Here is a 22,801-nt window from a genome sequence, read left to right as displayed (position 1 = left end):
TCAGCCAGCACAAATGATAAAGTAACCCCCGTAAAGTTAGCCTTTAACTCTAACTTTCGAGGGTTATTTGGCCTTTTGACTTTTTTAATTAGTTCAGCCTCTTTCAGCATTATTCTTGACCAGAGACAAGAGTAATTTATTCCAAAACACTTATCTTACTTCTTTTCTTCTAAAAATTTCCATTCTAAGGCCAATCCTGTCAGTTACTGAAATCTTCTTCATGAGCAAAAATAGAGTGAAGGATGTCCTCTACCCCTATGCGGTAAAGGGCATTTTTATGGGGTGAGTGGGTCAGGCAATTCCACACAGCTTGCCGGTCAAAAACAACTCCTTCTAACTCTTTTTCCATGCCTTCGATTGTCCCTTCATTGGAATTGTGGAAGAAGTCACCTGAAAAATGGCAAGACTGGATGATATCGTGGTTCACATCAATCCTAGCCTGGATCAACCCACCATCCGACAAGTAAGTGTTTGAAAGGGTGTAGGCTGGGTTCTTGCCCCTCACCCAAGAAAAGCTTTCAAATTTTTCTTGGGCCAGGTTATGGACAGCCTGGTAGTCTTCCTCAGTTAATTGCCCCAGTTTTACCTGCTCGCCTAGGAAAACTTCAAGGAAGGCACTTTTGAATTCTTCCTCCGACCAGTCCATCTGGGTCATATTCCTTATATTAGCCGTCCGGTCTTTGACTGACTGTGTTCCCTTTGACTTAATCTTATATTTTGGTGCGTTGAGATAGAGAGGAAGTTTAGATAAATCGGTATTATAAAGGAGCGAGCCGTGGTGGACGGTATACCCCTCTATCCCACACTGGGCATTACCCGAAATCTTTTTCCCATACAAGGAAAGGTCATTACGGCTATTGTACTCGGCAGGAATCCCAAGTGCTCGCAGACTGGCTAATACCTGGTCCATATAAGGTTTAAAGTCAATCTCTTGACTCTTGCCTGGAATAATGAAGGAATATTGAAAACCACCCATATCGGTGTATATCGTTCCGCCCCCCGTATTTCGCCGGGTAATCTTTACCCTGTCTTTGGCTAAATTAGCCTGATTCAGTTCTACCATCAAGTTTTGGAACTTGCCTAACATGACTGTGGGCTGGGTCCGCCAAAATAGAAAAACTGTATCATCAAAGTAATGCTCTTTCATCAAATATTCTTCTAAAGCAAAGTGAAAATTTGCATCCCTAGACTGGGTATCGATGTAAATCATAAGCCACAAGCTCCCTATGAATGAAGGGCTTCGTGAGCCTTGTAAGAACTACGGACTTGGGGACCAGAAGCGACAAATTTGAAGCCTTTTTGTCTCCCTATTCGGTTGTATTCACCAAATTTTTGACGGCTAACATACTCTGAAAGTGGATAGTGTTTAGGAGAAGGTTGGAGGTATTGACCAATTGTAAAGAAGTCAACCCCAACAGCCAGACAATCGTCCATGGTTTGGTAAATTTCTTCCTCAGTCTCACCGAGTCCCAGCATAATCCCAGTCTTAGTGAAAATTTCAGGGTCTTGTTCTTTAACGTATTCTAAGACCCCAAGAGACCGTTCATATGTTGCCCGGTGACGAATCATTGGGGAAATACGTTCGACTGTTTCAACATTGTGGTTGATAATATCGGGCTTAGCCTGAATAACTTTATCAATACTATCGTGGTCACCTTGAAGGTCGGAAATCAAGACCTCAACCGTTACGTCTGGGCATTCTTGGTGGATGAGTTCAATACATTTAGCAAATTGTCCAGCCCCACCATCTGGCAAGTCGTCTCGGGCCACACAAGTTATCACAACGTGGTTAAGTTTTAATTGCTTAACGCCATCCGCCAAGTGCTCTGGTTCCATAGGGTCAACAGGCTCCATACCACCAGTCGCTACATCGCAAAAGCGGCAGTTCCGAGAACAATGTTTACCCAAAATCATAAAGGAAGCCGTACCGCTTGCGAAACACTCCCCTATATTCGGGCAAGTCGCCTCTGTACAGACGGTGTTTAATTTTAAGTCTTTAAACATGGTGTCAACTTGACCAACATCATTTGGATTAAAGCGGACACGTGGTTTGACACTAGTTGGTGTTGCTGCAGAATTGTTTTTGTTAGTTTTTGCATCCATTTTTATCCACCCCATCTTCATCAATAGTTCCAATGACATCGCCAACAGTGACTGTGTCCCCTTCTTCTACCTTAAACTCAAGGACAGTTCCACAGTCAGTTGACTCTATTTCATGAACAGCCTTGTCCGTTTCCACCTCATAGAGGACTTCACCCTTGTGAATTTCCTCTCCTATTTCTTTTCTCAGACTAATGACGACACCGTTTTCAATCTTCTCACTCAATTTAGGAAATAAAACTTCTTTTTGCATATAGGTGTTCCTTTCCAATTTTTTTGCCCAAAGGCTTTCTTTCTTTTGACTGATTCCATTCTAAAATAGCCCCCTCTTATATACAAGCTTTATGGAAAAATCAAATGAATTTTTGAACATAATAAGGGTAAAAAAATAAAGACCCTATAATGACAGTGTTTATAGCCCGTACTATTTGATAAAAGTATAATATAAATACAATTTTGTGTCTAAAAGATCACTTTTCAAGCATTTTTTGACCAGCTTTATTTTTTAATAATATATTTTTTATTTATAATTTTCTAGTTTATTTTGCCTGTTAAGTAAGCAATTTATAACAATTATAAATTACTCCATAAATAAAAATCGGGTTTTTATAGTCCAATCAAGCATAAAAATAATGATTGCTACAAGTGAAGACTATATCAATGTCATCAGTCCCTGGCTAAATTTCAAAATCCTAGTCTAGCTGACCATGACAATTGCGAGTCAGGACAAGCAAAAGGGATTTGCGGTATGATAAGCCAAGTAATCCATAAAAGATGGATTTTGTAAGAAAACACGGTAAGAAGTGGCTTCGACCGGGTAGATAGCCACCCTGGGAAAAGGAATGTAATGGTTTTATTTAACTATTTGTCAAATATGTACTAAAATAGATATAAGGAAATTTTTCTATATCGAAAGGAGTTTTAACAATGGGAAAAGTGATTGATAAGGACCAGTCCATTAAGATCTTACAAGATATTATTCAAATTAAGTCAGAAAACGGCCATGAAGAAGAAGTTGCGAAATACTTCCAATCCTTGTTAGCAGACCACGATATTGAATCTAAATTGGTTCAATATGATGACGACCGGGCTAGCTTGGTTGCCGAAATTTCGAACGGTGAAGGGCCAGTCCTAGGTATTACCGGACACTTGGATGTTGTGGGTGCTGGTGATGAAGACGATTGGGAATATCCTCCTTTTTCAGCCCATATTGATGACGATAATGTCCTCTGGGGACGTGGGGCATCTGACATGAAGCCAGGTATTGCAGCTATGGTGATTAACTTTATTGAATTTAAAGAAAGCCAAAACTTTAAAGGTACCCTAAGACTCCTAGCGACAGTTGGTGAAGAGGTTGGCCAGTATGGGTCTAATCAGTTAACCCGTGAAGGCTATGTGGATGATTTGGATGCCATTTTAATTGGAGAACCATGTAATGTAGGGATTGTCTACACCCACATGGGATCACTAAACTATACCTTGACCTCTAAAGGGGAGGCTGCCCACTCATCTGCCCCTCAATTAGGTGTGAATGCAGTAGAAAACTTGACTGAAGCTGTCTCTCAAATTTCAAAAGCTGTTGAAGATAAGGCTGAAGAATTTAATAATGAAGAACTGGGCAAGACTTTCCACAATGTAACCATTATCAAAGGAGGAAGTCAGGTAAACTCTCTCCCGGAATACGCTGAATATGAAGCCAATGCCCGGACTATTCCGGAATTTGATAACAATGGTGTCATGGATATCGTAAGAAGTGTTATTGATGACCTCAACAAAAAAGATGGCTTTGACCTAGCTGTTGAAGTAACAGCCGACCAACCACCAGTGAATTCCCCTAAAGATTCTAAATTAATCCAAACTATTCGGGAAGTCACTAAAGACCATGAAAGATTAGGCTTCCAATACCTATTAAAACAAATGGGTCAAGTTCTTGGCACCGACCTGGTTAAAGACCAACCTGAACTAGGGAAAGTGGATGAAATCCTCCCCATAGCTATTGCAGGGACAACAGATGCCGCCCAGTTTACCCAAGGAAATTCAACCATGGATATTGCTGTATACGGCCCTGGTGTGCCACAGCTTAACCACAAGCTGAATGAAAGAATACCTGTCCAACAATACTTGGACTTTATCGATGTCTACAACGATATCATCAAGTCTTACTTGTCATAAGTCCTGGTGGTTGAATGAAAATAACATACTTCTTACAACAAAAGTGTTGGTAGCCACCAACACTTTTTGTTTTTTCCCAGCTTAAAGCTTGCAGAGGATTTCTGACTGTTGCCCCTAACTCCCCTAACCTATCCATCAAGGGGCTGGTTAGAGAGTTGGATCACTTGGTCAAAGCTTACTTCAGATGAGTACAGTTCATAGGGTATCATAATAAGGGTGATTTCCGTTAAGGGCTGAGCCTCACTCTTGCAAACTAATTGGCTGGCCTTAATTTTTTGCTAACAATTGTGTCTTGTTCGTTGTAAACGTTACCGTATTCTACTATTATAAAAGTAAGTCAAAGAAGAAAGGGTGTAGACTTGTGAAGAAGATTATCAATGACCCAGGCCAAGTAATTGACCAAATGGTAAAAGGGATTGTGAGAGAAAATGCTGACCGACTAGACCGTCTAGACGGAACAGACTAATACAGGAGGAATAAAATGAGAAAAGCCTTTATCAGTCCATCAAAATATGTCCAGGGTGAAAAAGAGCTCAATAATTTAGGCTACTACATTGCCCAATTGGGTAAAAAAGCTCTAATAGTTGGTAAAGAAGAAGATATTGACCGGGTAAGTGACCAACTGGCTTATACTGAAGACAAATTTGAAGTAGAATTTGTCAATGCAGACTTCCAAGGTGAAGTGACCCGTGGTGAGATTACTCGCTTACAAAAAATCTTCAAAGAAAACCATTGCGATTGCCTGGTCGGTTTAGGTGGTGGTAAGGCTATTGATACTGCCAAATGTGTAGCTGAAGGTAAAAATGTAATAATTGTCCCAACCATTGTGGCTCAAGATGCCCCAACGAGTCACTTAGCCGACATCTACCATGAAGATGGTTCATTTGATGCCAGTGCCCACTTTCAAGATAGCCCCTCTGTCGTCCTGGTTGATACAGCTGTTATCGCCAAGGCCCCTAGCCGCTACCTCCTAGCTGGGATGGGGGACGCTTTGGCTACTTACTTTGAAGCACGGGCTACCCGCCGGTCCAACTCAAACGTGAATGCTGGCCAGCCCAATGGAATCCAAGATGGCATTGCCCAAGAAGCCAAGGGAACTAATGCGGCCTATGCCTTAGCTAGGCTAGCCTATGACATGCTCTTAGAACATGGCCAGGCAGCTAAACTTGCCTCTGATTTGAACCAAGTCACCCCTGCTTTAGAAGACATAATCGAAACCAATGTCCTACTATCTGGCCTAGGCTTTGAGAGCGGAGGATTAGCAGCAGTTCACGCCATTTATAGCGGCTTTTCCCTCTTACACGAAAAAAGTGATGCCCTGCATGGTGAAATTGTCAGTTTTGGGACCATTTGCCAGTTGCTAATGGAAAATGCTCCAAAAGCAGAAGTTGAACAAGTCCTGGCCTTCCAAGAGGCTGTCGGCCTGCCCATGACCCTATCTGACATCGGTTTTGATGATATGACTGATGAGGAACTAGAAGCTGTAGCAGAAAAGGCAATGAATCCCAAGGGGTCGATCCAGTCCATGCCTTTCGATGTGACGGTCCAAGCTGTTAAATCAGCTATCCTAACCGCCGATAGATTGGGTCAAGCTTACAAGAAAGGATAAAATTTTCAAATCAGCTCTGCCTTCAACCAAGCCATGGCTTGCTTTTCCTTTTTAAAATTATCTCATTTTACTCAAAAAGCCCTCCCTTAGTTACCACTAAAGGAGGGCTTAGCTGTCTATTTGGTTGTACTGGGCCTAGTCTTTTAATTCAGCCAAGGCATCTTCTAACTGGCCTAGTCTTTCTTCAAAGACCTTCATGGCCCGCTCGATATAAGCCTTGTTGGTCATGTCTACCCCAGCTTTTTTCATAATTTCAATTGGGTAGTCACTGTCACCGGATTTCAAGTAACCTAGGTAGGCTCCTAAAGCACCATCTTCTTCCTTAACTAGCTTGTCAGCCAAGGCGGTAGCAGCACAGAAGCCGGTGGAGTATTGGTAAACATAATAGTTCATATAGAAGTGGGGAATACGAGACCATTCAAAGAAAATTTGGTCATCATTGACGACACTATCACCATAATAGCGGTCATTTAATTCCCCGTAGGTTTGGTTGAGGTAGTGGCCGGTTAAGGGTTGTCCCTCTGCAGCTGCCTGGTGAATATGGTGTTCAAATTCAGCAAATTGAGTTTGTCTAAAAACAGTCCCCTTAAAGCCATCAAGATAGTGGTTCAAGACATGAACCCGAGTGAGGGGGTCTTGAGCATTTTCTAAAAGATAGTGGGTCAACAAGTTTTCATTGGTCGTAGAGGCAATCTCAGCCAAGAAAATTGGGTAATCCCCATAAATATAGGGTTGACTATTGCGGGTAAAGTAACTGTGGACACTGTGGCCGAGTTCATGGACTAGGGTATAGAGGTTGTCCAAGGAGTCGTGCCAGTTGAGCAAGACATAAGGGTTGGTATCGTAACCACCTGAAGAATAAGCTCCACTTCTTTTTCCTTTGTTTTCAACCACATCAATCCACCGGTCCTGGAAGGCTCGGTCTAAAACAGCCTTATAGTCTGGACCCAGTTTGGCTAAACTCTTGTAGGTTTCTTCCCTAGCTTCTTCAAAGGTATATTTCAAGGAAGACTCCCCAGCAATCGGAGTGTAGAGGTCATACATGTGGAGTTCATCCAAGCCCAAGACTTTTTTGCGTAAGGCCAAGTAGCGGTGGAAAAGAGGCAAATTGTCATTAACAACTTCAATCAAGGTCTCATGGACTGATTCTGGGATATTGTTATTAGAGAGGGCCTGGTGTCGGGCAGAGTTATAGTTATGGACCCGGGCTAGGTAGTTGTTTTTCTTCACTTCGGTCTGGAGGGTGGAAGCTAGGGTGTTGTTGAAGGATTGGTAAACTTCATACAACTTTTCAAAAGCTTGTCGGCGGACATTGCGGTCAGTACTCTCCAATAATTGACCGTATAAACCGTGGGAGAGCCGGACCTGGTCGCCCTCTTCATTTTGAACCAAGGGGAAGGTTAAGTCTGCATTGTTTAAAATATTAAAGGTTTGGCTACCGCTTGAAAAGATTTCAGAGGCCCCTGCTAAAAGACCTTCCTTGTCCGCATCTAGGACATGGTCTTTTTTGGCTAGTTGCTGGTTGAGTTCATGACGGTATACTTCCAAGTCAGGGTTTTGGTCTAAGTAAGAAGCCACCTTGCCTTCTTCCAAGGCCAGTAATTCAGGTTGGAACCAAGCTGTAGCAGTAGCAGCTTGGGCTAGCAAGCCCCGAGCTCGGTCTTCTAAGGCTTGGTAGTCCCCATTACTGGTGTCTTGGTCATGTTTTAAGTGGGAGTAAACATAGACACTTTCAAGCTTGCGGCTAAGGTCTAAGTTAGCTTCCAAGGCTTGTTGGAAGGCCTTGGGTCCCTGGTCTAAAGTGCCTTGGTACTGGGCCACTTCTTTAATTTGGTCTTTCACTTCTTCAAAGGCTTCTTCCCAAGCCTGGTCACTAGCAAAAATTGGGGTCAAGTCCCAGGTCAGCTTAGGGTCGACTTCCTGGCGGCTAGGTAATTCATTTTGACTCATAAGTGTATTCGCTCCATTCTAATCATAAGCTCATGACTTAATAGGCCTATTGTAACATAAATCATTTTAGCTTGCCTTAAAAGTGTTTGTTTTCCATATGGGCTAATCAATGATGTCAGCTGCTTCGTCTTCTGCTAGGAATTCTTCATAGGTCAAGTCGTTTTCAAAGAGATAGCTAGCAAGTTCCGGGCCAAAATACCGGTAATGCCAAGGCTCAAACTGGTAGCCGGTAATGTCTTCCTTGCCTTGTGGATACCGCATAATGAAGCCAAAGCGGTGGGCATTATTAGCCAGCCATTGGCCCGGTTCTGTATCAATGTAAGATTCGGTTAAGGCATAGTCAACTTCTGGCGAGGTAATATCCATGGCTAAACCCGTTTGGTGTTCACTGGTTCCGGCTTGGGCTGAAAAGGTCTGGGCTGCTTCCAAGCCATTTGCTTGGACATAGTTGGCAAATAGGTCTGCCTGGGTCGCGTAAGACCGGTAGCCTGACCGGGCAAAAAGTTTAAAACCCTGTTCAGAGGCTTCCTGGAAAAGTTCCACTAGTTGGTCAGCTGCCTCTTGTCGCAATTGGTTGGCCTCCGAATTATCAAAGACAGTGGGTACTTGAACCTGGACAAGGTCACTAGGAGCATAGTCTTCTGGCAAGGAATGGTCTTTGTTAACCAAGGCTGTGACATGGCTGGGGTTATGAGGATGGACTTGGATGGAAGGAGTTTGGTCTTCTTCAAGCTCTTTGTCGTCCCCAGCTTGATCTGCTCCTGGCCCTTCTTCCACTTGGGCTTGGTCTAATTGGTTAACCGGCCCTTCTTTTGGGCCACAGGCTACTAATAGGCTTAGACTGGCTAGGATAGTCATAAGATTCATTATTTTTTTCATTGCTATCACCTCTTCTATTATGCCAGAGCCTAAGCCTAAACACAAAATTACTTATCCCTACCAGGTCAAACTTTCTGCCAACTGACTAGCTTGTTTTGGACTAAGATTTTTTGGTCAGTTAAAATTCCCAGATAAAAAGTCAAATTTTGAAATACCAACTTTTCTGCCAGACCGTCTGTCTCATAAATCTGCAAATGCCCATCCTGAACCAGAGTCCTCAGTAAGTCTGCCAAGTCTTTTAGCCTGATGGACTTGGCCTGGGGTAGAGATTCGACCCATTTGAAGACCCGGTACTTCCATTCATAAGCCGGCGTCACGATCAACCAGTCATAAGGGCAAGGGTAGAAGATCCAATCTGGCAAGGCTAGTAAGTGGTCATGGTGGCTGTAAAGCAGTTGGAAAAATGGTCGGGCAGACTTGGCCTTGTGGTAGTGGAGCCGTTTAACTTGTCTTCTTTGTTGACTTAAGTACAGCTGGCTGGGCGCTTTTCTGCTAGCCTGGGCTAATGGATCTGCCAGCTGCTTTTGCTTGGGAAAGTCTTTTAAGACCTGGTTTTGCCAGGTTAAACTCTCCCCAGTCAAAAAATTATAGTGGACATGCAAACTCTTTTGCTTTAAGTCTAAACTTAAAAGGCTGGGGCTAGTAAAGAGGTGGGAGTTCATCATGGCCCGGTGGAGGGTTAGTAACTTAGTTCGTAAATGAAGGGGCGGCCCCAGGATCCAGAGGACTGGATAGCCAATTCTTGTATAGCCTGCCGTCCGGTCTAGGATTTGTTGGACAGAAATGGGGCTACACTGGAATTCGATGGCCAATTTTATCCTCCCTCCCTCTTGGGAGAGGAGGAGGTCTGGCCTTTGGTTAATTTCCTGAATGGGGGCTTCTAGGTCAACCTGGGCAAAAAAGCCCTTGAAATAATTGGCTAAAAACCGCTTCCCTGCTAGGTGGTCCCTCGTTTCTCCTTCCGAAAAACCCTGGCAGGTGGTCTCTTGAAAGTGGCAAAAGTGGGCCATCCGCTTGGTCCCCTTCTTTAAAAAGACCCGGCCTCGGCAAGCTGGACAGTAATAGTCAGACCCTTGCCCTGGATCTAATTGACCAGCATCGATTAACTTCCCCTGACGGTTGATGGCTAGTAACATAAGAAAAACCTCCTCCCTATACAATACGCATTTTTCTGGAAATTTCATTTTATAAGAGAGGAAAATATGCTAAAAACCCCGGTTAAAACCAGGCTTGCTGCTTAGTTGTTATTATACTTGGATAGGCTTGCAAGCTTTTACATGGAATAACACTATCCCAATCCATTTATTAGTTGAAGATTTTAGTTTATACTTTTTTTATTGAATATAAGAATCGACATGACAAGCATTAGGACACTGGCTAAGATAGTAATCCAAAGACTAGGATAAAAATAACTTAGTTCTAGCACACCCTTAATGATATCCATATTTTTGCTAGCTAGGGTTATTGGGTTATATTTTTGAACTTTATCAAATACATTTACAATAAGACCAAAAATGATAACTAGAGCCGTCAATAGCAAATGCCCGTAACTTGATTTTGTCAGTAAAGAAGCTAAAATCAAGAGGATTAGTAAAAATAGACCAAATAACCAAATACAAAAGACCGAAAATAAAACATAGTTATGGTCTTGGTCAGGGAAAATGTTAATCGTGTAGACCCAGGTTATAGTAAAGGAGACTAAGATAGCTATTGTCCAAACCAAGCTTATGATACTAATTTTGGACAATATAACGGCCCTTCTTTTGAGGCCTTTCGTTAGCATATTAATTAGACTTCCGCTAGTTAGCTCATTTTTGATTATCCCGTTAAAAGTTATGATAAAAACAAGTAAACCCATCTGTTGGGTATTCTTAAAAAATTGCTCTAGAGAGTCATAGGAGCTGGGTTCAGCTAGGTTTATTTCAATGTTGGTTTGGCTAAGATTTTCGATCAGGTCTGGCATTATTTTGGCAGTAAAGGGACTCGAGATACCAATTATTGCAAAAACGAATAGGATGACCAAGAGCTTTTTGGTTCGAACACTTTCAACAAATTCCTTTTTGGAAAATACCCAATACTGTTTCATCCAACCACCTCTTCAAACAAGTCTTCTAAAGAAATTTCTAGTTTTTCAAATTTCAAGGGGACTAGACCTGTCTGATTAAATGAATCAAGGAGGTAGGTCCCCCCAACTTGCTTGTTAGCAAAATTTATCATAAGTGAGGTTTTGTCTCTTTCAATCGATACTTTTTCTTTGCCAGATCTTAGGAAGTCATCCAAACGATTGCAGTCTTTTGGGCTTGAAAATTGAACCAAATACTTGTTCTGGCTTGTCCTAGACAAAAGGTCTCCTATACCCCCTTGGACCTGGATACATCCCTTATCTAAAAAGGCAACTCGGTCACATACTCTTTCAATATCACTTAGAATATGGCTTGAAAACAAAACTGTTGTTTTTCCCTTTATGGATAGTAAGATATCCAGTATTTTTTTACGTCCAATTGGATCAAGGGCTGAACTAGGCTCGTCACAGATCAAAAGTTTTGGTTCATTGATTAAAGCCTGAGCCAAACCCAATCTTTGCTTCATCCCCCTCGAAAAAGTCATTATTTTTCCATGTTCATCGTTTAAACCGACTAGATCCAATAGTTCTTCTGACTTTTCAACCCTTTTTGTCTTATGAAGGCCAGAGATTTCACCACAAAGTCGTAAATACTCCTTAGCCGTCATATAACCATAAAAGGCTGGAACGTCTGGTAAATAACCGATATGACGATTGGTCTTGGTTTCACCATACTTCACTTTTTCGCCACAAACAAAGACCTCCCCTCCACTAGCTTCTAATAAGCCAAGAATGATATTCATGGTCGTTGTTTTACCTGACCCGTTTTTCCCCACAAAACCAAATATGGACTTTTCTGGCACTCGTAAATTAACTTGGTCTAAAACTTTCTTTTCTCCAAAAATCTTGGATATTTCTTTCATTTCTAAGATAGCAGTCAACTCTGTTTCCCCCCTCCAAAAGCAAAATAGACGATCGGACCTATCATTTGAAATAGCAAAATAACTAATGTCCACACCAACTTGCTAGCAGGAGTGTAGTGACTATGTTTAAACAAGTGTATTAATGCAGTTATTTGAAGAATAACTTGAATGATGATAAGAGGCAGTATAAACATCCAATATTCTGACAAAATTGTTTGTAATTCATCCATTAGAAAGTCTCCTTGTATACTATTTATTCTTGTAATTATCTTTCAATTTATTTAGTATGGATTGATAGTCATCCCGATCTTTCAAACCCGAAAACAAAGGATTATCTGCAAGAGCTTCATAATTACTTTTTCGAATCACACGGCTATCCCTGGGGGCTGCTCTTCCAATTGGAAAGTCTTGCAACCATTCTTCTATCTTGGTAAAAAATTCATCACCTTTGAGTTCAAGTGGGTATATGTTGCCCGTAACGATATGGGTGTAGTCTTTTAAATAAGCTAAACTTTCTCTTGTCATCCCTATTTTCATGTATTCTTGACCTAGTAACAGATAAAAATTGGCAAGCATGTCAGGTCTTAATTCTTTTATTTTGAAAGCCCTTGCGATATCTAGGTATTTTTCGGTCATATCTTTCAAATCCGATCTATCCCCTTCCAATAAGGGGATATAAGATAATAATAGCTGTAAAAAGTTAATTAAAAATTGGTAGATTTCAATTTGCAGACTTTGCATGGCTTTTTCATTCGCCCCAACCATCTCATATGCCCGAGAAAGGAGGGGAGCTGGAGAGACAAGTTCCCTAGTGATCTCTTTTAATAAGGCAATAGCTTGCTGTGGTTCATTGAGTGTGAGCTGGCACAGGGCTTCCGATAAAGTTGCTTGGTTAATTAAATTGAGTTCATCACATTCAAGTCTTACCCGTTGAAACAAGTCTTTTGCTCGTGAAAGAACTTGCAACTGTTTTTCTTTACTACCTGCTAAATTACTATTATTCAAATATAAGTTGGCCATTTGAAATAAGAGAGGGTAACAAGAATAGTATTTTTTGATGACCGTCTCACAATAGCTGAATACATCCTGGAAAGGAAGTTCAGTAAAGTCCTTAGCACATTTTAGGTATAATGTCCTAATATTTTCCTTGGACATTTGCGGCTCATAGCCCATTAATTCATCAATCGTAATATCAAAATAGCTTGCCAAAAGGGGAAGAAAAGTAATTTCAGGAAAACTGTGTCCTCTTTCCCACTTAGAGACAGATGCTTTGGATACGCCAATAAAATTAGCCAACTCTTCTTGGTTAATTCCTTTCTTCTGCCGACACTCCACGATTTTTCTTGATATATTAAAGTTATCCATATTCTTCCTCCTTTTCTTAATTTTATAAGGAGCTTATAGGACTCTCAAGCGATTTATAGTTAACTACCCCATAATAAAAAACCCCGGCCAAAACCGGGGTTTGCTTGCTAAGTGGTTACTTAGTCTTCAAAATACTTGGAAAGGGTCCCAAGAGCATCTTGTTCGATAATGCATTTGCAATGCTCTTGGATAACATCTTTAGTTACTTGACTTTCCTCACCATATTCCAAGGCTTTGGCAAAGAGAAGTTCACGGTAGCTTTCATTGGTATCCTCTTCTTCTCCTTCAAAGGCCAAGTAGAGGTAATAGGTCTGGTCTTGGTAGTAAAGGGAGGAAGAAATCCAGAAACTATCAATATCATGAGCTAGTAGGATAACTTTTTCGATGTCATCAAAAGAAATAATTCGCTGTAGGTCTGGGGCCACTTGCTTACTGCCTTCTTCATGATGGTCAAGGTCATAGTGGTAGTCGCCTTCCCCCGTCAGATAGTCGTCAAAGGAAAGATTAGCCTGGTCATTAAAATGGTTGATAATGTCGTCATCAACATTGGCCCCCTTGCTAATAAAGAGTTCAAGGCCATTGTTTTTGGGCATGACCTGGAAGGTAACCGCATTAGAGTCTTTAAACTCGTCATCTAAGTCGACCTCTTCTAAAATTGAGTAGAAGAACCGCTCAATTTGCTTTTGGTTGCTGAGTAAATCAAGGAAGGTCACACCACGTTCAATGAGATCTGAGTTTTCTATTTTAACACGGATGGTATCCTCATTTATATGTTCGATTTCCATATCTCAAGCACCTCATTTATTCTTTTACACCAAATATGTGGTCCTAAGTAGATTACATTATACTAAAAATATTGCCATTAAACAAGCAAGTCAGCCCAGTTAATATTGCTTTAAAGTTTGTTTTTTGCCATAAAAAAGAGTGATAGGTTATTCCTACCACCCTCTCAAAAAAGGTCACTTGAACCCAGCTGCTTGTAACAAGTTTAAATCATGTCACCAAGCAAGCCATTAATATTCAACTGTTAATTTGGCTGGGGAAGTCAGGAAACTATTTAAGAAATTTTCGTCGTAGCCAACCAATAGGCGTTTTTCATCAAATAACATGGGCAACTTAATAAGTTTGGGTTCTTGTCTGATATAATCGTACAATTCTTTTATCGAAATATCATCGGCTAAGACCACATGTTTGACGACTGAAAAATATTCATCCGCGATAATATCCTGAGCCCCTAATTCAGTTAGGGAGGTAATCTGCTTTAATTCTTCAATGGTCATCAATTGGTCAAATAAATTTTTCTCAGTGTAGGCCAGTTGGTGGTCCTCCAACCAAGATTTCAGCTTGTTGCTTTCAATTGATCCTGGATAGGTAAAAAGTTTAAGCATGGCAATTCCCCCAGCAAATATTTTTAAAGAAATAATTAGTAGATCAAATCAACCAGTTCAGAAAGCTCAACATCTCCAAAGTATTTATCAATATCCACCTGGTTCAAAGCCTCTTCAATGGCTTTAGCCTGGTATTGGACCCCTCTTAACTTGTCTTCCACATCAGAAATTTCACCCATGCCGAAAAAGTCCCCGTAAATTTTGATGTCTTGGATTTTACCAGCATCAACATTTAATTTAACTTCGACAGAGCCAATAGACAAGCGTTCACTTCTTTCAAGGTCAAAGTCTGGTGATTCCCCGTAGTTCCAGTCCCAATTACCAGTATACTCGTCTCTAAATTCTTCAATTTGTTCCCAGTCTTCATCAGTCAACTTGTATTCTTTCACATCTTCGGTTGAGTCAACACCAAAGATATTCAGTAGGATTTTTTCGCGGAAGCTTTTAGTATTCAAGTTTTGGTATTCATCACTCAAGTAAGGTTTGATGTTGGTGACCCGACTTTTAATGGATTTAACGCCCTTAGATTCCAACTTGTGCTTTTTGGGCTTCAAGGCACCGACAACTGCATCAATTTGGGAGTTAAATAACATGGTACCGTGTGCTGTCATCCGGCCATCTTTTGAGTACATGGCATTGCCTGAGAATTTTTTATCCCCAATGACTAAGTCGTTGCGGCCGCGGAGTTCAGCTCCGGAAACACCCATTTTTTGTAGGGCATCAATCACAGGATCGGTAAATTTTTTAAAGTTACGGAAGGAGTCCCCGTCATCATCCGTCAAAAAGCAAAAGTTCAAGACACCCAAGTCGTGGTAAACTGCCCCGCCACCACTTAACCGGCGAACCACATTGACCCCGTGTTCTTCTACATAGGAAGTATTCACTTCTTCATAAGTGTTTTGGTTTTTCCCGACAATAATAGCATTATCATTGATGTAAAAAAGCAAGATCGGTTCGTCCAAGTGAACATGGTTTAACAAGTGGTATTCGATTGCTAGGTTGGTAGAAGCATCATGAATTTCTTTTCCATCGCGTTCATTTTTAACGTAATACATTTCACTTTTCCTTTCCTTTTTAGTTAACTCTAGTGTAAGACACTTTGGTCAAAAAATATAGGTTTAAAAAAGAAAAGCGAAAATTTTTACTTCCTTAAGCCAAGCCAAGTCTAAAAAGTGGTTGAAAAAACACAAAATTGTTCATCCTTTTTTTGTGACACAATTTATTTAACACAGAGGACAGTGGTTTTATTTGATACAAAAAAAGAGACTGAACAAACAGTTCAATCTCTCTCCACCAAAGCTTAGTTATTTGCAATAGCTTCTTTGGCTTGGTCGGTTAAAGAAGCAAAAGCTTCTTCATCGTTAACAGCCAAGTCTGCTAAGACTTTTCGGTTTAAGTCAATGTGGGCTAATTTCAAGCCGTGCATAAATTTAGAGTAGCTCAAGCCGTTCAAGCGAGCCGCTGCATTGATACGGGAAATCCAAAGCTTACGGAAGTTCCGCTTGTTCACTTTGCGGTCACGGTAAGCATACATGTGGGATTTCATGACCTGTTGCTTAGCAACACGGTATAATTTATGTTTTGAGCCGTAGTAGCCTTTAGCCAGTTTTAAAGTACGTTTACGGCGACGACGGGTGACAGTACCACCTTTAACTCTTGCCATCTTTTTCTTCCTCCTTTACTAGCTTACTTCATGTAAGGTACTTGTTGTTTAATACGTTTGTAGTCAGAATTGGCAACCATTGAAGCCTTACGTAGTTTACGTTTTTGTTTTTGGGTTTTATTGGCAAACAAGTGGCTAGTTTTAGCCCGGCTTCGTTTTAATTTACCTGAGCCAGTTCGTTTAAAACGTTTTTGACTTCCCTTGTGGGTTCTCATTTTAGGCATACAGTATCCTCCTCTTGTGACGCAGTCTTATTTTTCGCTTTTAGGGGCAATCATCATAAACATGGAACGACCATCCATTTTAGCTTTGGATTCGATATCGCCAACGTCCTTGGTCTCTTCAGCGAAACGCTCAAGAACCTCACGCCCGATATCTTTATGAGTGATTGCTCGGCCACGGAAACGAATAGAAACTTTAACTTTGTCTCCATCCTTGTCTAAAAACTTACGTCCTTGCTTCAACTTGGTATTGAAATCATGGTCATCAATCGTTGGACTTAAGCGGATTTCTTTAACATCCACTGTCTTTTGATTTTTACGTTGCTCACGTTCTTTTTTCTGCTGTTCATAGCGGTATTTGCCGTAGTCCATGATACGGGCAACAGAAGGTTTCGCATTTGGTGAGACAAGGACCAAGTCCATGCCTGCACGTTCTGCAGCATCTAAGGCTTGCTGGCGTGAGACAACACCGATTTGTTCTCCATCATGTCCGATTAATCGTAGCTCATTGTCGCGAATGCGATCGTTAATAATTAGCTCCTTTATGATGATCCACCTCCGAAAGTATTTGTGAAAAAACAAAGAACGGAACTCTGTAAATCCATACAGAAGTCCCGTTCAGATTAATTTCATTGTCAAAACTTGGCACAAGATATGGCCAAGTGTCGTCAATCTGATATTAGCCCATGGACAAGATCCATTAGGCGAGAAGAGGGACTTCTACTTTGTTTTCTCAACGTTTACTACTATAGCAATATCTGCTTAAACTGTCAAGGATAATTTTAGCCCTTTATGGCAAGAGTTTTTGGACTATTGGGTCAATAAAACTGGCCAGCATTTATTTGCCTAGGAACTTGCGGACCGCTTCTAAGTGGTCTGGGTGCTTGGAAGCATGGTGCATGTTTTGGGCTTCAGCTGCGTTAAAGTCATCCAGTTCTGGGTAAAAGATGCGGGCAAAGAGGTCTTTTTGTAGCATTAAGCCATTAGTCGATAGTTTAGACAGGTCGTGGGCCAAGTCCAAGGCAGCTTGGGCCAGGTCTTCCTTGTCTACAATCTTATAGGTTAAATTGTATTCCTGAGCCAGCTTAGCATCAATGGGTTTCCCCAACATAACATGTTCTTTAGCCTTAAAGGTGCCCAAGGCTTTTTGTAGGGTGTAAATTAAGCTAGTATCACCTGGTAGGGCCAGGTGGATAAAGGCACTGTGGAGGCTAGCTTCTTTGTCCATAATAATAAAGTCACTAGCCAAGGCCAAGCCAAAGCCAGCTCCAGCCGCTGCCCCGTTAACAGCTGCAATAACAGGTTTTTTGGCTGTCAAGAGACTTTTAGCCAGGCGACCGGTTTCCAAGATATCCTCTTCTTCCATGACTTGGTTATTCTCTAGCATCTTGTTAAACTCTTGAATATCGCCACCAGCACAGAAGTGTTTGCCCTTACCAGATATAATGACCACATCAACCTGGTCGTCCTGGTCTGCCAAGGCCATGGCTTCCCTAATTTCACCGTAAGTGGTGCTGGCAAAAGCATTCCCAACCTCTGGCCGGTTCAAAGTAATGTAGGCTATCTTGTCTTCAACATGGTAGTCAATAGTCGGAAATTCTTTAGTCATTGTTGGACCTCCGTTTTGTATGTAAGCGTTTTACTATTTATCTACATTATACACAGGAATGGCTTACATGGCAAGGATGATGTTAAAAAGGTTGTCAATGAGATTTTAAATTCAAGCTATTATTAGGCCATGGGGTTATAAAAACGACTTCCATTTAGAATTAACATCATGATACCTAGCAGAACAAGTAAAAAAACTATAATTATGCAGACTATATCTAATCGACTAAAGGGTTTGTATCTATACCAAGTTCGTTGTTTTCCTTTACCAAAACGACGTAATTCCATTGCATTACTAACCACTTCTATCCGATCTAGACTATTAAAAATAATGGGTAAGACTATTCCCGCTGTATGTTTTAAACGATCTAATATAGGAGCTTTGTTAGACATTTCTATTCCTCGAGCTTGCTGAGATTGTTTAATGTCATAAAACTCTTGCTGTATATCAGGAATATATCGTAGTGTTAAAGAAACGGCGTAAGAAATCCGATATGATAGACCAATTCTATTTAGACTTGAGGCAAACTCACTCGGATTGGTCGTTAAAATAAAAATAAAAGCTAATGGTATTGTGGTGAAATACTTCAAGAGAATATTAGCTTCATAAATTAATTGTTCCCAAGTCAATGTATATCTTCCTATGCCTTCCCATATAACATTTCTACTTCCAAAAATCTCAACACCTTGCTCAGGAGCAAAAAGATAAATAGTTAAAAGATTAAGACTCGCAAATACGATTACCAAGTAAACAGGAACTTTGATGGACCTCCATGATACATCAGCTTTTATAAAGAGGCACAAACTTATAATGCCAACTAAGGTCAAAAATCGTATATCATAAGAAATCATAGTAATTAAAGATAATGATAGAAATGCAATTAATTTGGTCGTGCCATTTAACTTGTGGATAAAGGTAGTACCTGGTTGAAAGCCCAAATAACTAGCTTGACTCACGATAGATCACCTTACTTTCGTAATCCATGAACTTCTGAATAAAATCTTCAGTAGTAAGACTCGTTAAGTCTTGACCTAAATAATACAAACTGGTCGGTACTAAATCTGATTTGGTCATTAGCCTATGATTACTTAAAATTACTGCGGGAGTAGTGTCAGCTAATAAATGTCCTTGGTTAAAGACTAAACTCCGTCCAGTATACTCCTGCATTAAATGCATATCATGGGTGATCATTAAAATAGTTAAATTTTGATCACGGTTTAACGAGTCAACAAAAGTCATGAATTGAGTATAATTGTAATAATCTTGCCCAGCAGTCGGTTCATCCAAAATCAATATTTGTGGTTCTAAAACAAGAATGCTTGCTATCGTTACCCTCCTCTTTTGTCCATAGGAAAGGGCTGAGATAGGCCAATTTCTCATCGGATATAGTCCACAAATACGCAAAGTTTCATGAACCCTTTTTATAATCTCATCACTAGCAATTCCTCTATTTTTGAGACCTAGAGCAACTTCATCAAAAATTAAATTCTGTGAAATCATTGAGTTAGGATTTTGCATTACGTAGCCTACTCGGTCTGCAATTTCTTTTATGGAATAGTTACTAATATCCTGTCCCATTATTGCTATTGTTCCTTTTTTAGGTCTTAGGAATCCACATATTACTTTTGCTAGGGTAGACTTCCCGGCACCATTCGAACCTACTAAGCTAACTTTATCTCCTCTACGAATTTCAAAACTGATGTTCTGGAGAACTGGTGTCGCTTGATTTGGATACTGATAGGTCAAATTTTCTGTTTTTAATATTATTTCACCACAATTATTTTCGTCATTTCTATGTATTGATTGTGCCCACTTCTCTACTTTGTTTAAATAATTTGGGTCAATTGTGGTTTTTCGGTAGTGTCCGATCGATTCAATTTCGTTGATGTCTACTCCAGCATATTTAAGTGCTTGTATATACAATGGTTGCCTTAAACCTACTTGACTTAAAAGGTCTGTCTTTAATAAGTCACTAACTGATGTGTTAGATACTAATTTACCTTCGTTAAGTAAAATTACTTGGTCAATGCCAGCTAATAAGCACTCTTCTAAACGGTGCTCGATTATAACAACCGTCACACCTAATTCTTTGTTTAAACGGTTAATTAACTCAATCGTTCCTTCCCCTGAAGCTGGATCTAAGTTGGCCAAAGGTTCATCAAATAACAATATAGGAATATCATTTACTAAAACACCACCGATTGAAACACGTTGTTTCTGTCCACCAGATAGATTATGAGGATTTTTTTCCAATAAATTTTCATATCTAAAGCTTGACTCCAGCCTTGTACTATATCCTTCATTTTAGCTTGGTCAACTCTATCATTTTCTAAAGCAAAGGCTAGGTCTTCTGCTACAGTCAAGCCAACAAATTGTCCATCTGTGTCTTGTAAAACTGTCCCTACTACTAATGACAATTCAAATAATGAAGTTGACCGAGGATCAACTCCATTTACCTGAATATTCCCTTGTAAATCCCCAGGAAAAGCGTGAGGAATTTGTCCATTAATACATTTAGCCATAGTCGATTTGCCTGATCCTGAAGGTCCAAGTATCAGAACAATTTCACCTTGTTGAATTTGAAAACTTATATCTATTAGGCTAGGTTCAGCTTGGCTATCATACTGAAAGCTAACCTGGTCAAAGGAAATGATCGGTTGAGTCATTTTAATCTTCCTTTTTCAAACTACCGGATTGACTACGTGTAGAAGCGTAGGCCTTAATAAGGATAGTCCCTAGAACAGCTACAGCTATAGAATTCATTAAAGCAGATACGGCACCTTGGATAAATACTTTATTAGCAGGCTCTGCGTAGATCAGAATGTCTAATAATGGTGCTACAAGAAGCCAAGATAAAATATTTACAATCACTTGACCAATATTAAATTTAACCATATCTTTTTTAGTAAATGTACCTTTCTCTACTTTTAATGTTTTCCCAACGATTCCATAGCCAATCCCTGTTACACCTGAGGCTAAAATCCAAGACCACCAAGCTCCATAAGTTAATAAATCTTTTATAGTGTGTCCAAGGAAACCGATTAGTGCACCAGCTAAAGGGCCAAATATGACCGACATTAAGGATAAAAATGGATAAGTAGTTTCAAAACTGGTATTAGGAATACCAACTGGAATAGATAAAAACCTACCCAATATAAAAAACACTGCTGCCCCAATACCAATGGCTACTAGGGTGGTTAAGGATGATTTATTGCTCGCTTGCATTTACTTTCCTACTTTCTCTATTAAAATGAGCCAGTCATTGCCCCGACCTATATTATAGGTTTCCGAAAAACTCTTTTGGTTGATGGCAATGCCCAAGTGAAGTAAAGAATTGATATAGGCAATTGGTTCACCGACTTGGACATCTGCAAAGCTATGACCAAACCGCATATAATTCTGATACCTTTGAACCCCATCATGTTCTATGGTCACCTTTACTTGATCACCTGATTGAATGCTAAGTTCCTTTAAAAGTCTAGCCGGAATATTAGTCCATAATGAGCCGAACCGTATGTCAAATATATCAATAACCCCCTCAATCCTAGTTTGGCCATCAGAGTTCGGGTCTAGAAGTTCAAGACTTTCAAGCGAATTTAAGGGAATGGCTTTTAACTGGTCATAATAAGTCTCGTCCTCAGCCAGTAAAGCACCATTATATACATAGATATCTCGGCCATGGAAGGTGTGACTCCCTTCCGAATGGGCCAGGCGGTTCACTGTTTCATCAATTTCTTTCAGTGATTCAAGGCCAATATATTTATGGACATGGGATAAGGTACCATTATTGGGTGTTACGATGTAGTGACCCGATTTTAATTTAGCCACCACACTTTGCCGGTCAGTGCCGACCCCTGGGTCAACTACGGAAACAAAGACTGTTCCCTCGGGCCAATAATTGACGGTTTGAATTAAACGATAGGAGCCATCAAATACATTGTAAGGATTAATCCCATGAGTTAGATTAGAGATAGTAATGTTAGGGGCTACTGAATAAGCCACACCATACATGGCGGCAACTGCCCCATCATCCAAACCAAAATCGGATTGCAAGACCAAATGTTTTCGACTCATTAACCTGCCCACTTTCATCATTATTATTCATATAATACACCTTTTTCATGAGATAAGCAAAGCAATTATTTACTAAAATCTCATTAAATAGAAGACTTGGTCTGGTAAAAGTCAATCTGCTAGTTGGTCAAATCCGTCCTTCTTGTAAACTAAAGAATTGGTCAACACAGAAGCCATCTATTTTTTAGCTTGGCAGTTTTATAAATGATAAAGTACTTTTGAAGTTGAAACCTACAAGTTGAAACTGGACAATAATTCAGAATAAGGAAGTTTTGTAGTTAAAACTGGACAATAATTCAAAATAAGGAAGTTTTGTAGTTGAAACTGGACAATAATTCAAAATAAGGAAGTTTTGGTGTCAAGTTCAAAACTCTGGCCAAGTCAGGCTAGGTCTTGGATCTGTCTAGTGATAAACGTTTTTCTCAAAGTTCTACAATTGCTCGGCGATTGTAGAATCTCCAAACCAAAATTCTACAATTACTTGGCGATTATAGAATCCCCAGTTAAGTCCATGTCAGGTCTGAAAGCTGACAATGGGCCTGTGATATAGAGCCAACATCGAGTAGGAGACTAGCCATTAATTGGCTAGTCGACCTCTCACACCACCGTGCGTACGGTTCCGTACACGGCGGTTCAATATCTTGCGTAAGCAGACTCAGCGATAGTGCTTAGTGGAACTAAGCCCCACTTGCTGAGTCTTTCTGTTGTTATTGCACGATGAAATTCATGTGTGCATGACAGTCGCCAGTACTTTTTGCGTGAATACGCAATCCGTTTGGCTGAATC

The 22,801-nt window shown here is 40.4% G+C and carries 22 protein-coding genes and 1 pseudogene; 2 read left to right on the top strand and 21 right to left on the bottom strand.

Features of this window, described 5'->3' with window-relative positions; translation table 11 throughout:
* Nucleotides 1–199 precede the first annotated feature (199 nt).
* The 3 genes from lplA (HMPREF9698_RS00475) to HMPREF9698_RS00465 are packed head-to-tail and all read right to left on the bottom strand — an operon-like array spanning nucleotide 200 to nucleotide 2,353.
* Nucleotides 200–1,210 carry a lipoate--protein ligase gene (gene lplA / locus HMPREF9698_RS00475; RefSeq protein WP_003776190.1) on the bottom strand — a complete coding sequence of 337 codons (1,011 nt, stop codon included), beginning with the start codon at nucleotides 1,208–1,210 and terminating at the stop codon, nucleotides 200–202.
* Nucleotides 1,211–1,224: 14 nt separating this feature from the next.
* Nucleotides 1,225–2,103, bottom strand: coding sequence for a lipoyl synthase (lipA, locus tag HMPREF9698_RS00470; RefSeq protein WP_003776186.1), 879 nt, complete (start codon nucleotides 2,101–2,103; stop codon nucleotides 1,225–1,227).
* Entirely contained in the window at nucleotides 2,087–2,353 is a 267-nt protein-coding gene (locus tag HMPREF9698_RS00465) for a biotin/lipoyl-containing protein (RefSeq protein WP_003776184.1), read from the bottom strand. Before HMPREF9698_RS00465 ends, lipA begins: the two co-directional genes overlap by 17 nt.
* Before the next feature lie 674 nt (nucleotides 2,354–3,027).
* On the opposite strand from HMPREF9698_RS00465, the gene HMPREF9698_RS00460 reads away from it, so the two are divergent.
* Together HMPREF9698_RS00460 and HMPREF9698_RS00455 are read left to right on the top strand one after the other, a co-directional pair.
* The gene (locus HMPREF9698_RS00460) at nucleotides 3,028–4,272 is read left to right on the top strand and encodes an ArgE/DapE family deacylase (protein WP_003776182.1); all 1,245 of its coding nucleotides are present in this window, start codon (nucleotides 3,028–3,030) and stop codon (nucleotides 4,270–4,272) included.
* Nucleotides 4,273–4,753: 481 nt separating this feature from the next.
* Nucleotides 4,754–5,881, top strand: coding sequence for a glycerol dehydrogenase (locus tag HMPREF9698_RS00455; RefSeq protein WP_003776180.1), 1,128 nt, complete (start codon nucleotides 4,754–4,756; stop codon nucleotides 5,879–5,881).
* 135 nt (nucleotides 5,882–6,016) lie between these two features.
* Here the strand turns inward: HMPREF9698_RS00455 and pepF are convergent, their stop codons facing one another.
* The 18 genes and pseudogenes from pepF to HMPREF9698_RS00360 all read right to left on the bottom strand — a co-directional run bounded on the left by pepF (nucleotide 6,017) and on the right by HMPREF9698_RS00360 (nucleotide 22,015).
* Complete coding sequence (gene pepF / locus HMPREF9698_RS00450; RefSeq protein ID WP_003776179.1) at nucleotides 6,017–7,831, bottom strand: oligoendopeptidase F; 1,815 nt, start codon at nucleotides 7,829–7,831, stop codon at nucleotides 6,017–6,019.
* Between the two features lie 102 nt (nucleotides 7,832–7,933).
* On the bottom strand, nucleotides 7,934–8,710 hold the full coding sequence (locus HMPREF9698_RS00445; protein WP_003776177.1) for a M15 family metallopeptidase: 777 nt from the start codon (nucleotides 8,708–8,710) through the stop codon (nucleotides 7,934–7,936).
* 65 nt (nucleotides 8,711–8,775) lie between these two features.
* Nucleotides 8,776–9,846, bottom strand: coding sequence for a competence protein CoiA (locus HMPREF9698_RS08345; protein WP_003776175.1), 1,071 nt, complete (start codon nucleotides 9,844–9,846; stop codon nucleotides 8,776–8,778).
* 182 nt (nucleotides 9,847–10,028) lie between these two features.
* A complete protein-coding gene (locus HMPREF9698_RS09265) occupies nucleotides 10,029–10,796 on the bottom strand; it encodes an ABC transporter permease subunit (RefSeq protein ID WP_003776173.1) in 768 nt (255 codons plus the stop codon).
* On the bottom strand, nucleotides 10,793–11,713 hold the full coding sequence (locus HMPREF9698_RS00430) for an ABC transporter ATP-binding protein (protein WP_003776171.1): 921 nt from the start codon (nucleotides 11,711–11,713) through the stop codon (nucleotides 10,793–10,795). The genes HMPREF9698_RS09265 and HMPREF9698_RS00430 overlap by 4 nt, the downstream gene beginning before the upstream one ends.
* Nucleotides 11,710–11,925 (bottom strand): PLD nuclease N-terminal domain-containing protein, encoded by a 216-nt coding sequence (locus HMPREF9698_RS00425; RefSeq protein WP_003776167.1) that lies wholly within the window; start codon nucleotides 11,923–11,925, stop codon nucleotides 11,710–11,712. The genes HMPREF9698_RS00430 and HMPREF9698_RS00425 overlap by 4 nt, the downstream gene beginning before the upstream one ends.
* Before the next feature lie 19 nt (nucleotides 11,926–11,944).
* Nucleotides 11,945–13,060, bottom strand: coding sequence for a helix-turn-helix domain-containing protein (locus HMPREF9698_RS00420; protein ID WP_003776165.1), 1,116 nt, complete (start codon nucleotides 13,058–13,060; stop codon nucleotides 11,945–11,947).
* A 119-nt stretch (nucleotides 13,061–13,179) separates the two neighbouring features.
* On the bottom strand, nucleotides 13,180–13,845 hold the full coding sequence (locus HMPREF9698_RS00415; RefSeq protein ID WP_003776164.1) for an adaptor protein MecA: 666 nt from the start codon (nucleotides 13,843–13,845) through the stop codon (nucleotides 13,180–13,182).
* A 228-nt stretch (nucleotides 13,846–14,073) separates the two neighbouring features.
* A complete protein-coding gene (locus HMPREF9698_RS00410; protein WP_003776161.1) occupies nucleotides 14,074–14,448 on the bottom strand; it encodes an ArsC/Spx/MgsR family protein in 375 nt (124 codons plus the stop codon).
* Between the two features lie 35 nt (nucleotides 14,449–14,483).
* Nucleotides 14,484–15,503: a lipoate--protein ligase gene (lplA, locus tag HMPREF9698_RS00405; RefSeq protein WP_003776160.1), complete on the bottom strand. Its 1,020-nt coding sequence runs from the start codon at nucleotides 15,501–15,503 to the stop codon at nucleotides 14,484–14,486.
* A gap of 245 nt (nucleotides 15,504–15,748) precedes the next feature.
* Nucleotides 15,749–16,111 carry a 50S ribosomal protein L20 gene (gene rplT, locus HMPREF9698_RS00400; RefSeq protein ID WP_003776156.1) on the bottom strand — a complete coding sequence of 121 codons (363 nt, stop codon included), beginning with the start codon at nucleotides 16,109–16,111 and terminating at the stop codon, nucleotides 15,749–15,751.
* A gap of 23 nt (nucleotides 16,112–16,134) precedes the next feature.
* Nucleotides 16,135–16,335, bottom strand: a complete 201-nt coding sequence (rpmI, locus tag HMPREF9698_RS00395) for a 50S ribosomal protein L35 (RefSeq protein WP_003776154.1) — start codon at nucleotides 16,333–16,335, stop codon at nucleotides 16,135–16,137.
* Nucleotides 16,336–16,362: 27 nt separating this feature from the next.
* The gene (gene infC / locus HMPREF9698_RS00390; RefSeq protein ID WP_040292350.1) at nucleotides 16,363–16,884 is read right to left on the bottom strand and encodes a translation initiation factor IF-3; all 522 of its coding nucleotides are present in this window, start codon (nucleotides 16,882–16,884) and stop codon (nucleotides 16,363–16,365) included.
* Between the two features lie 286 nt (nucleotides 16,885–17,170).
* Nucleotides 17,171–17,941, bottom strand: a complete 771-nt coding sequence (locus HMPREF9698_RS00385) for an enoyl-CoA hydratase/isomerase family protein (RefSeq protein WP_003776149.1) — start codon at nucleotides 17,939–17,941, stop codon at nucleotides 17,171–17,173.
* Nucleotides 17,942–18,063: 122 nt separating this feature from the next.
* Entirely contained in the window at nucleotides 18,064–18,897 is an 834-nt protein-coding gene (locus HMPREF9698_RS00380; RefSeq protein ID WP_003776148.1) for an energy-coupling factor transporter transmembrane component T family protein, read from the bottom strand.
* A pseudogene (locus HMPREF9698_RS00375) lies at nucleotides 18,884–20,607 on the bottom strand (ABC transporter ATP-binding protein). The gene HMPREF9698_RS00380 and the pseudogene HMPREF9698_RS00375 overlap by 14 nt, the downstream one beginning before the upstream one ends.
* Before the next feature lies 1 nt (nucleotide 20,608).
* Nucleotides 20,609–21,166: an ECF-type riboflavin transporter substrate-binding protein gene (locus HMPREF9698_RS00365; RefSeq protein WP_003776141.1), complete on the bottom strand. Its 558-nt coding sequence runs from the start codon at nucleotides 21,164–21,166 to the stop codon at nucleotides 20,609–20,611.
* Entirely contained in the window at nucleotides 21,167–22,015 is an 849-nt protein-coding gene (locus tag HMPREF9698_RS00360; protein ID WP_003776139.1) for an SAM hydrolase/SAM-dependent halogenase family protein, read from the bottom strand.
* Nucleotides 22,016–22,801 lie beyond the last annotated feature (786 nt).

It is taken from the genome of Alloiococcus otitis ATCC 51267, from assembly GCF_000315445.1.
GTDB classification, from domain to species: Bacteria; Bacillota; Bacilli; order Lactobacillales; family Carnobacteriaceae_A; genus Alloiococcus; species Alloiococcus otitis.
This window is presented reverse-complemented; position numbering and strand designations above follow the sequence as displayed.

Coding starts and splice junctions, on each gene's coding strand:
- lplA (WP_003776160.1), bottom strand. CDS start 15,503: ATGTATTACGTTAAAAATGAACGCGATGGAAAAGAAATTCATGATGCT.
- HMPREF9698_RS00415 (WP_003776164.1), bottom strand. CDS start 13,845: ATGGAAATCGAACATATAAATGAGGATACCATCCGTGTTAAAATAGAA.
- HMPREF9698_RS00425 (WP_003776167.1), bottom strand. CDS start 11,925: ATGGATGAATTACAAACAATTTTGTCAGAATATTGGATGTTTATACTG.
- HMPREF9698_RS00460 (WP_003776182.1), top strand. CDS start 3,028: ATGGGAAAAGTGATTGATAAGGACCAGTCCATTAAGATCTTACAAGAT.
- HMPREF9698_RS00420 (WP_003776165.1), bottom strand. CDS start 13,060: ATGGATAACTTTAATATATCAAGAAAAATCGTGGAGTGTCGGCAGAAG.
- HMPREF9698_RS09265 (WP_003776173.1), bottom strand. CDS start 10,796: ATGAAACAGTATTGGGTATTTTCCAAAAAGGAATTTGTTGAAAGTGTT.
- HMPREF9698_RS00360 (WP_003776139.1), bottom strand. CDS start 22,015: ATGAGTCGAAAACATTTGGTCTTGCAATCCGATTTTGGTTTGGATGAT.
- HMPREF9698_RS00365 (WP_003776141.1), bottom strand. CDS start 21,166: ATGCAAGCGAGCAATAAATCATCCTTAACCACCCTAGTAGCCATTGGT.
- HMPREF9698_RS00410 (WP_003776161.1), bottom strand. CDS start 14,448: ATGCTTAAACTTTTTACCTATCCAGGATCAATTGAAAGCAACAAGCTG.
- rplT (WP_003776156.1), bottom strand. CDS start 16,111: ATGGCAAGAGTTAAAGGTGGTACTGTCACCCGTCGTCGCCGTAAACGT.
- HMPREF9698_RS08345 (WP_003776175.1), bottom strand. CDS start 9,846: ATGTTACTAGCCATCAACCGTCAGGGGAAGTTAATCGATGCTGGTCAA.
- lplA (WP_003776190.1), bottom strand. CDS start 1,210: ATGATTTACATCGATACCCAGTCTAGGGATGCAAATTTTCACTTTGCT.
- HMPREF9698_RS00455 (WP_003776180.1), top strand. CDS start 4,754: ATGAGAAAAGCCTTTATCAGTCCATCAAAATATGTCCAGGGTGAAAAA.
- HMPREF9698_RS00465 (WP_003776184.1), bottom strand. CDS start 2,353: ATGCAAAAAGAAGTTTTATTTCCTAAATTGAGTGAGAAGATTGAAAAC.
- HMPREF9698_RS00445 (WP_003776177.1), bottom strand. CDS start 8,710: ATGAAAAAAATAATGAATCTTATGACTATCCTAGCCAGTCTAAGCCTA.
- pepF (WP_003776179.1), bottom strand. CDS start 7,831: ATGAGTCAAAATGAATTACCTAGCCGCCAGGAAGTCGACCCTAAGCTG.
- lipA (WP_003776186.1), bottom strand. CDS start 2,103: ATGGATGCAAAAACTAACAAAAACAATTCTGCAGCAACACCAACTAGT.
- HMPREF9698_RS00385 (WP_003776149.1), bottom strand. CDS start 17,941: ATGACTAAAGAATTTCCGACTATTGACTACCATGTTGAAGACAAGATA.
- rpmI (WP_003776154.1), bottom strand. CDS start 16,335: ATGCCTAAAATGAGAACCCACAAGGGAAGTCAAAAACGTTTTAAACGA.